Annotated in this window: 8 protein-coding genes; 5 read left to right on the top strand and 3 right to left on the bottom strand. The window is 75.1% G+C overall.

The features are described 5' to 3' along the window. Window position 1: 1 nt before the first annotated feature. Together VG276_21655 and VG276_21650 are read right to left on the bottom strand one after the other, a co-directional pair. Window positions 2–445 (bottom strand): hypothetical protein, encoded by a 444-nt coding sequence (locus tag VG276_21655; protein ID HEV8651928.1) that lies wholly within the window; start codon window positions 443–445, stop codon window positions 2–4. 260 nt (window positions 446–705) lie between these two features. Next, complete coding sequence (locus VG276_21650; protein ID HEV8651927.1) at window positions 706–1,245, bottom strand: hypothetical protein; 540 nt, start codon at window positions 1,243–1,245, stop codon at window positions 706–708. Window positions 1,246–1,438: 193 nt separating this feature from the next. On the opposite strand from VG276_21650, the gene leuC reads away from it, so the two are divergent. The 4 genes from leuC (at window position 1,439) to VG276_21630 (ending at window position 6,258) form a co-directional block, all read left to right on the top strand. After that, window positions 1,439–2,929, top strand: a complete 1,491-nt coding sequence (gene leuC / locus VG276_21645; protein HEV8651926.1) for a 3-isopropylmalate dehydratase large subunit — start codon at window positions 1,439–1,441, stop codon at window positions 2,927–2,929. Window positions 2,930–2,931: 2 nt separating this feature from the next. After that, window positions 2,932–3,552, top strand: coding sequence for a 3-isopropylmalate dehydratase small subunit (gene leuD / locus VG276_21640; protein HEV8651925.1), 621 nt, complete (start codon window positions 2,932–2,934; stop codon window positions 3,550–3,552). Between the two features lie 98 nt (window positions 3,553–3,650). Then, window positions 3,651–5,087, top strand: coding sequence for a 3-phosphoshikimate 1-carboxyvinyltransferase (gene aroA, locus VG276_21635; protein HEV8651924.1), 1,437 nt, complete (start codon window positions 3,651–3,653; stop codon window positions 5,085–5,087). A 190-nt stretch (window positions 5,088–5,277) separates the two neighbouring features. Beyond that, the gene (locus VG276_21630) at window positions 5,278–6,258 is read left to right on the top strand and encodes a patatin-like phospholipase family protein (protein ID HEV8651923.1); all 981 of its coding nucleotides are present in this window, start codon (window positions 5,278–5,280) and stop codon (window positions 6,256–6,258) included. Here the strand turns inward: VG276_21630 and VG276_21625 are convergent. Further along, window positions 6,213–6,740 (bottom strand): type 1 glutamine amidotransferase domain-containing protein, encoded by a 528-nt coding sequence (locus VG276_21625; GenBank protein HEV8651922.1) that lies wholly within the window; start codon window positions 6,738–6,740, stop codon window positions 6,213–6,215. The genes VG276_21630 and VG276_21625 overlap by 46 nt on opposite strands. A 130-nt stretch (window positions 6,741–6,870) precedes the next feature. Here VG276_21625 and VG276_21620 point away from each other — a divergent pair, with 130 nt between their 5' ends. Further along, window positions 6,871–7,950: an NYN domain-containing protein gene (locus tag VG276_21620; GenBank protein HEV8651921.1), complete on the top strand. Its 1,080-nt coding sequence runs from the start codon at window positions 6,871–6,873 to the stop codon at window positions 7,948–7,950. The last annotated feature ends 453 nt before the right edge of the window (window positions 7,951–8,403 follow it).

Genomic DNA, 8,403 nt, shown 5'->3' with positions numbered 1-8,403 from the left:
CTTAGCCCGGCTCGAGGCTGCGGCAGCGGGCGGCGCCGTTGATGGGGCGGGAGGCGGTGGTGCCGACCGCCAGCAGGTCCAGGGTCTCGCCCGGCTGGATGTCCTCGTGCACGCTCACGCTGGCGGTGCCGACCCGCTCCCCCTTGACGTCGAACAGGGTCGCCTCGCACTTGTCCGGCCGGCCCGCCTTCTTGCTGCCGTTGCGGACATGGAACACCACGCGCACCTCGTTGGGGCTGTCGCCGACCGGCCCGAGCACGTCGACGGTCGGGTGGAAGGTGGCACGGCCGGTGTTGGTCACCAGCTCGATCACGATGCTCACGGCGGTGAAGGCCAGGATCGCGGCCACCATCACAACCAGGCCGGCGGGGCCGAGGATCTCGCGCTTGGGGCGGGGCGCGTCGGCCGGGCCCTGGGCCTGGCCAGGTGGGGCGGTGTCGGTCACGGTGCCGTCCAGTCGTGTCACGGGTACCGGGGCGCCGTCGCGCGGGGCGGGGCGCCATCCACGCCAATGTAGCAGCCCCGCCCCGCGGGCTCGTCGTCCGTCTCCATGACCATGTGCCGTTGCACAGGGGCCTGAGTAGGGAGAACGGTGGCCTGGAGGCGTCTGGACACCTCGGAGACGGACCGCTGGGGACGGCCCGGGAGCAGCCCCAGACCGCTCCATGGCCGGAGCTCCGTGGCCGGAGTTCTGTGGCCGGCGCTCTAGGGACGGCCTGGGAGGTCGGGCAGGGTCACCGTGACGGTCACCCCGGGCAGGCTCACGGAGGGGAGCAGGGTTGTCTTGGTCGTGCCGGGCACGGCGGTCGTGGGCGCGCCCTTGCCCGCCGTGGCCGGCGGGGCCGTGGCGCCGGTCCCGCCCCCGCTGCCGGTCCCGGCTCCGCCGGTGCCGCCCGGGGTGGCGAGCGTGCCGCCCGGCCGGGCCGTGGCGCCCGGCGTCCCCGGGGCCACGCCGCCCGCGGCGCCCGACCCGGTCGCGGCCCCCGGGCCCGATGCCCCACCCGGCCCGGGCAGGGTCGTCGGGGTGGCCCGCCCGCCGCCGCTCCGGCCCGGGCCGGTGAGGGCCGGAGGGCGCTCCGCTTGCGGCGGGCGGACCACCGCCGCGAGCCCGCCGAGCAGGGCGAGGGTGGCCACGAGGATGCCCAGCAGCGTCACCGCCGCCCGCTGGGTGAAGAACGGCAGCCGGTGCAGCCCCACCTGCCAGTCGAGCTTCAGGTCCTCCCACAGCCGCCGGACCGGCCGCATGGCATCACCCCCCGAGTGGCCCGATGGCGGGTGAATCTACCCGCTCGACCGCCCTGTGCCTAATCGGGCACGCTCCGGGCCTGCTTGGATAGGATGGGCGCGACGACGACGTCCGCTCCATCCTCCCGGGGGCCGGCGCGCGGCCTCCGGCCGACCCGCGGGCCCGACCCGCCTGCACCGAGGTGCCCCGCCCATGGCCAGCCCGAAGACGCTGTTCGCCAAGCTGTGGGACCGCCACGTGGTGGCCGAGACACCCGGCCACCCGGCCGTCCTCTACGTCGACCTGCACCTGGTCCACGAGGTGACCTCGCCGCAGGCGTTCGCGGGCCTGGCCGCCCGCGGCCTGAAGGTCCGCCGGCCCGACCTCACCGTGGCCACCGCCGACCACTCCACCCCCACCCACGACCGCGCCCTGCCGATCACCGACGAGCTGGCCGCCGCCCAGATCCGCAGGCTCGAGAAGAACTGCGCCGAGCACGGCATCCCCCTGCACGGCCTGGGCAGCCCGCACCAGGGGATCGTGCACGTGATCGGGCCGGAGCTCGGGCTCACCCAGCCCGGCATGACGATCGTGTGCGGCGATTCCCACACCGCGACCCACGGCGCGCTCGGCGCGCTCGCGTTCGGCATCGGCACCAGCGAGGTCGAGCACGTGCTGGCCACCCAGACGCTGCTGCAGCGCCGGCCGCGCACCTACGAGGTGCGGGTCGAGGGCCGGCTCGCCCCGGGCCTGGCGGCCAAGGACGTGATCCTGGCCCTGCTGGCCAGGATCGGGGTCGGCGGCGGCACCGGTCACGTGTTCGAGTACACCGGCCCCGGCATCGGCGCGCTGTCGATGGAGCAGCGCATGACGATCTGCAACATGTCGATCGAGGGCGGCGCCCGGGCCGGCATGGCCGCCCCCGACGACACCGCCTTCGAGTACGTGGCCGGGCGTGCCTACGCGCCCAAGGGGGCCGCCTGGGACCGCGCGGTCGCCGACTGGCGCACGCTGCCGACCGACGAGGGCGCCGTCTACGACCGGTCGGTGACGATCGACGCGTCGGAGCTGGCGCCGATGGTCACCTACGGCACCAACCCGGGCATGGGCCTGCCCGTCACCGGCCGGGTCCCCGACCCCGACCACGCGGCCGACCCGGCCCGCAGGCAGGCGCTGCGCAAGGCGCTCGCCTACATGGACCTGCGCCCGGGCGAGCCGCTGCTCGGCCGCCCGGTCGACGTGGTGTTCATCGGCTCGTGCACCAACTCGCGCATCTCCGACCTGCGCCAGGCCGCGGGCGTGCTCCGCGGGGCCAAGGTCGACCCGCGGGTGCGGGTCCTGGTCGTGCCCGGCTCCCAGGACGTTAAGCGCCAGGCCGAGGCCGAGGGCCTGGCCGAGGTGTTCCGGGCCGCCGGCGCGGAGTGGCGGGAGGCGGGCTGCTCGATGTGCATCGCCATGAACGGCGACCAGCTCGCGCCCGGCCAGTACGCGGTGTCGACCTCCAACCGCAACTTCGAGGGTCGCCAGGGCGCCGGTGGGCGGACGTTCCTGGCCAGCCCGCTCACGGCCGCCGCCTCGGCCCTGGCCGGCGCGATCGCCGACCCGCGCCGGCTCGGCGAGCGGGTCACGGTCGGCGGGACCGGTTCCGGGCAGGGCGGGACCGGTTCCGGGCAGGGCGGGACCGGTCCCGGGGAGGGGGTGTGACGGTGGAGCCGTTCCGCGCGTTCTCCAGCGCCGTGGTACCCCTGCTGGCCGACGACGTCGACACCGACCAGATCATCCCGGCCCGCTTCCTCAAGACGACCGACAAGGCGGGCCTGGGCGACAGCCTGTTCGCCGACTGGCGCTACGATGCCAGCGGGGCTCCCCGGCCCGGCTTCGTGCTCAACCAGCCCGGCATGGCAGGGCGTCGCATCCTGCTCGCGGGCGCCAACTTCGGGGCCGGGTCGTCGCGCGAGCACGCGCCGTGGGCGCTCACCGCCTTCGGGTTCCGTGCCGTGCTGGCCACCTCGTTCGCCGACATCTTCCGCAGCAACGCGCTCAAGAACGGCCTGCTCCCGGTGGAGCTCGGCCCGGCCGCCCACGCCCAGGCCGCCGCGCTGGCCGAGGCCGAGCCCGACGCCGAGGTGGCGGTGGACCTGGCCGCCGGCACGGTGACGCTCCCCGACGGCACCCAGGCCCGCTTCGAGGTCGACCCGTTCTCCCGGGCCATGCTGCTCGAGGGCACCGACGAGCTCGGCTACCTGCTCGCGCGGGCCGACGAGATCGCCGCCCACGAGGCCGCTCACCCCTCCCGGGTGGACACCACCGCCCCGGTGACGGGGTGAGCGCGGCCGGGGGTCGACGCCACGCCCCGGTGACGGGATGAGCGCGGCCGGGGGCCGACGCCACGCCCCGGTGACGGGATGAGCGCGGCCGGGGGCCGGTGAGCGCCGGGCCCGGCGTCGGCCCGCCCCCGGGAGCCGGCGTCCCCGCCGGCGGCCGCCCCAGGCCGGTGCGCGCGGGGCCCGGCGTCGACGACGCGGTCGAGCTGCTGCCGGCCGGGCCGGTGCGGGCCACGCTCGCCGCGCCCGCGAGCAAGAGCGTGACCAACCGGGCGCTGGTCTGCGCCGCCCTGGCCGACGGCGAGAGCATGCTCGCCGGCCCGCTGGCCAGCGACGACTCCGACGCCATGCGGGAGGCGGTCGCCGCCCTGGGCGCGCGGGTGGCCGACGCAGGCGGCGCCTGGCGGGTGCGCGGCACCGGCGGTCGGCCGCGCTCCCCGGACCGGCCCCTGGACGCCAGGCTGTCCGGCACGACCATGCGGTTCCTGGCCGCGGTGGCCACCCTGACCCCGGCCGGGGCGACCGTGACGGGCCGGCCTGGTCTGCTCGCCCGCCCGATCGGGCCGCTCACCGCCGCGCTCCGGTCCCTGGGGGCGGCCGTGGCCGACGCCGGCGGCCTCCCGCCGGTGACCGCGGCCGGCGGCGGGCTGGCCGGCGGGCCGGTAACGGTCCCCACCGCCTGGTCCAGCCAGTTCGCCAGCGCGGTGCTGCTGGTCGCCCCCTTCGCCCGCGTCCCGGTGCGCCTGGCCGCCGAGGGGCTCGCGGCACCCGGCTACGTCGAGCTCACCGCCGAGGTGATGCGCTGGTTCGGCGCTGTCGTCGAGCGGGACGGCGCCGCCAGCTGGCGGGTCGAGCCCGGGCGCTACCAGGCCAGGGCGCTCGAGATCGAGTACGACGCGAGCGCCGCGGGCCACCTCTACGCCCTGGCCGCCGCCACCGGGGGGGAGGTGACCGTGGCCAACGCGGTGCCCGGCTCGCGCCAGCCCGACGCCGCGCTCCCGGAGGTGCTGGCCCGCATGGGCGCCAGCGTCCGCCGCCAGGGGCCGAGCCTGACCGTGGCCGGACCGCGGGTGCTCGCCCCGGTCGACGTCGACCTGGCCGCCATGCCCGACCAGGTCACCACCGTGGCCGTGCTGGCCGCGCTCGCCCCGGGCGCTTCGCGCATCCGCGGGGTGGCGGTGGTCCGCGGCCACGAGACCGACCGGCTCGCAGCGCTCGCCGCCGAGCTGGCCAAGCTCGGTGTCGGGGTCGAGGAGCGGCCTGACGGGCTGGTCGTGCACGGCGGCCGGGCTCGCCTGGTCCCGGCCCGCATCGCCACCCACGGCGACCACCGCCTGGCCATGGCGTTCGCCGCGGTCGCGGCCCGCGTCCCCGGGGTCGCCATCGAGGACCCGGGCTGCGTCGCCAAGACCTACCCGGGCTTCTGGCATGACCTGGCCGCGGCCGGCGTGCGGTGGCGCTGGCCCGGGGCCGGCGCTGGCCCGGGGCCAGGGAATGCGTCACAGGGCCGAGCGACGCATCGCCAGCGGTTGACATAACGCGAAACAGCAGCTGATCCAAGGCGCCCAGGACGTGGCATGCGCGCCAGCTGCGCGCCGGCATGCTCCTGGAGGTGCGGGGCAAGGGCGAGCACGCCGACTTGCCGAACCGCCCAAGATCGAGGACCATTCGGTCTTTCCTGTCGTAGAGAGCAAGTCACCCAGACGGCGAGGGCGAAGGAGCGATCCCATGGCGCGAGTCGTCAAGGTGCTGTCCATCGACGGTGGCGGGGTGCGTGGCATCGTCCCGGCCATGCTCGTGGCCGAGCTCGAGCAGCGGACCGGCCGCAACGCCGCCGACCTGTTCGACCTGGTCGTGGGCGCCTCCACCGGCGGGGTGCTCGCCCTGGCCCTGGCCCGCCCGGGCCCGGACGGGCGGCCAGAGTGCACCGCGGCCGAGCTGATCCGGCTCGGCCGCCACGAGGGCCGCCGCACGCTGACCTGCCCGCTCCTGCAGGGCCTGTACCCGGGCGGGCCAGGGCCAGGGGGTGGGCGCGCCGACCGGGGCCGTGGCGCCGACCCGGGCCGTGGCGCCGAGCTGTTCCTGGCTGGCCGGTTCGGCCCGACCCGGCTCGGCGAGGCCCTCACCGACGTGCTCGTCACCGCCTACGACGTCGAGCACCGGCGCCCCTTCCTGTTCAGCTCCAGGGACGCGCGGGCGCGGCCAGGCAGCGACTTCCGCATGTGCGACGTGGCCCGGGCGGCGACCGCCACCCGCGGCTACGCCGCGCCGGCCCGGGTCCGGGCCGGCGGGCAGGCCGGCTGGCTCACGCTGGTCGACGGGGCGGTGTTCGCCAACGACCCGGCGGCGTGGGCGCTGGCCGAGGCGGCCCGGGCCCACCCCGACGAGCAGTGCGGCGTCCTGCTCGTCTCGCTCGGGACTGGTCGGCCGCGCTCCCCAGGCGGCCCCGCCGCGCCCGAGCCCCGCCGCCTGCTCCCCTCTGGCGGTGAGGGGCTGCGCTACTACCGCCTGCAGACCAGGCTCGAGCGGGGCGACGAGGCCGTGGACGACACCCGCCCGGAGCATGTGCACGAGCTCGCCCTGCGCGCCGAGACCACCATCGACGAGCATGACGAGACCCTGGACCGGATCTGCACGGAGCTGCTGGGCGGGTCCTGGGCGGCCTATGCCGAGCCGGCCCTGAGCGCCTCGACCAGCGCGGCGCCGTAGCCGGGCAGGTCCGGCGGCCGGCGGGCGGTGACGAGGTTGCCGTCGACCACCACCGGCTCGTCGACGTAGTTGGCTCCCGCGTTCATCACGTCGTCTTTGATCCCAACGGTACAGGTCATCGTGCGCCCCTTGAGCACCCCGGCCGACGCGGGCACCCAGCCGCCGTGGCAGATCACGCCGAGCACCTTGCCGTCCCGGTCGGCCTCGCGGACCAGTTCGAGCACCTTCTCGGAGCGGCGCAGCTTGTCGGGCGCCCAGCCACCCACGACCAGGATGCCGTCGAAGCCGTCCATGTCGAGCGCTTCCACGTCGGTGTCCGGCTCGCAGGGCACCCCGTACTTGCCGCGGTAGCTGGCCGCGCCGAGCCCGGCCACCACCACCTCGGCGCCCTCCTCCCGCAGGCGCAGCACCGGATACCAGTGCTCGAGGTCCTCGTAGTCTTCCTCGACCAGGGCGATCACCCGCTTGCCTTCGAGCAGCACTTGCGCCTCCTCGGTAATGCCGTCCGGCGCGCACCAGCGGAGCCACGCCGGCCTGTCGTTGCCCGCGGTCCAGCCTACGCCGTGGGAGTGGGTGCCGGAACCGCCGTGGGAAACGGCGTATGGTTGCGCCATGCCCACCGACGAAGAACGCATCGCGCTGTTCATCGACCACGAGAACCTCGTCATCGGCGCCCGCGAGATCGGCCGTGCATTCGATGTCGGCCCGATCATGGACGCGCTCGCCGAGCGGGGCCGGGTCGTGGCCAGGCGCGCCTACGCCGACTGGACGCTGTTCGCCGACGACCGGCGTTCCCTCGTCCAGCACAACTGCGAGCTCATCGACATCCCCCAGCGCACCGGCGCGGTCCGCAAGAACGCCGCCGACATCAAGCTCGCGGTCGACGCGATGGAGCTCGCCTACGAGCGTGGCTTCGTGTCCACGTTCGTGATCGCCTCCGGCGACTCCGACTTCACCCCGCTGGTCGCGGCCCTGCGCGGCCTGAACCGGCGGGTGATCGGCATCGGGGTCAGGGGGTCGACGTCTGGCCTGCTCCCGCCCGCCTGCGACGAGTTCATGTTCTACGACCGCCTGCCAGGGGTCGCCGAGCTGACCCCGCAGCCGGCCCGGTCCGGCGGCAACGGCGCGGCCAAGGCCAAGCCGCCCGCTCGGGCCAAGTCGGGCAAGGCCAAGACCCGCCCGCCGGGCGCATCGGGTGACCGGGACCTGCAGGACCTGCAGCGCACGATCACCCAGACGCTGGCCGGGCTGAAGCAGAGCGGCGCCGAGCCGGTGCTCGCCTCCACCCTCAAGCGGGCCGTGCTGCGTAAGGACCCGACCTTCTCCGAGTCCGACTACGGGTTCCGCGCCTTCGGGGAGCTGCTGCGCCAGCTCGAGCGCAACGGGGTCGTCGCCCTCGGGGACGGCGCCGCCTCCGGCGACCCCGCGGTCGACTTCCCGGCCGCGGGTGGCCGCGCCGACCAGGCGTTCGACCTGCTCAAGAAGACCGTGCTCGACCTGCAGGGCGAGGAGGACGAGGTGCCGCTGTCGGGCCTGAAGGACCAGCTCCGCAAGCGCGCCCCGGGCTGGTCGGAGAAGGACCTCGGCTACGCCGGGTTCCTGCAGTTCGTCAAGGCGGCCGCGGCCAACGGGGTCGTGGTCATGGAGTGGGACGACGAGGAAGGCGACTACTTCCTGTACGTGCCGGAGTAACCCTGGGCCGGGTATCTACAGGACCCGGCCGAGGTCAGCATCGTCAAGGCCGAGCGGGAGTTGCGACCCTCCCAGGGGCGATGAGGACCCCTCAGCGGGCGCGACGCCCATCGCGTCCAGCTCGGGTTGCGACCCCCGGCGCCGGCGGGCAGGTGGCGGGAATGACCACGTTGCGACCCCTCCCAGGGGCGATGAGGACAAGAAGGCCGCAGTGTGGTCGTTCTCGGCGTTGACCACGTTGCGACCCCTCCCAGGGGCGATGAGGACCCGACGGTAAAGTGCCTGCTCAACATAGGGATTCGAAGCGCCCTATGAGGGGATTCTGCTGCGAGTCGTTGGTAGTGCAGAAGTCCTGGTTACGAGGGTGGATGGTTACAGGATGGAGTCGCTGTTGCCGTGCTCGCATCCCCAGACCTCGCGCTTGAGTGTGGCAGGGCCATCAATCATGTAGAC

The sequence above is a fragment of the Actinomycetes bacterium genome (assembly GCA_036000965.1).
Taxonomy (GTDB): Bacteria; Actinomycetota; CALGFH01; order CALGFH01; family CALGFH01; genus DASYUT01.
This window is presented reverse-complemented; position numbering and strand designations above follow the sequence as displayed.

Coding starts and splice junctions, on each gene's coding strand:
- VG276_21650 (HEV8651927.1), bottom strand. CDS start 1,245: ATGCGGCCGGTCCGGCGGCTGTGGGAGGACCTGAAGCTCGACTGGCAG.
- leuC (HEV8651926.1), top strand. CDS start 1,439: ATGGCCAGCCCGAAGACGCTGTTCGCCAAGCTGTGGGACCGCCACGTG.
- VG276_21630 (HEV8651923.1), top strand. CDS start 5,278: ATGGCGCGAGTCGTCAAGGTGCTGTCCATCGACGGTGGCGGGGTGCGT.
- VG276_21620 (HEV8651921.1), top strand. CDS start 6,871: ATGCCCACCGACGAAGAACGCATCGCGCTGTTCATCGACCACGAGAAC.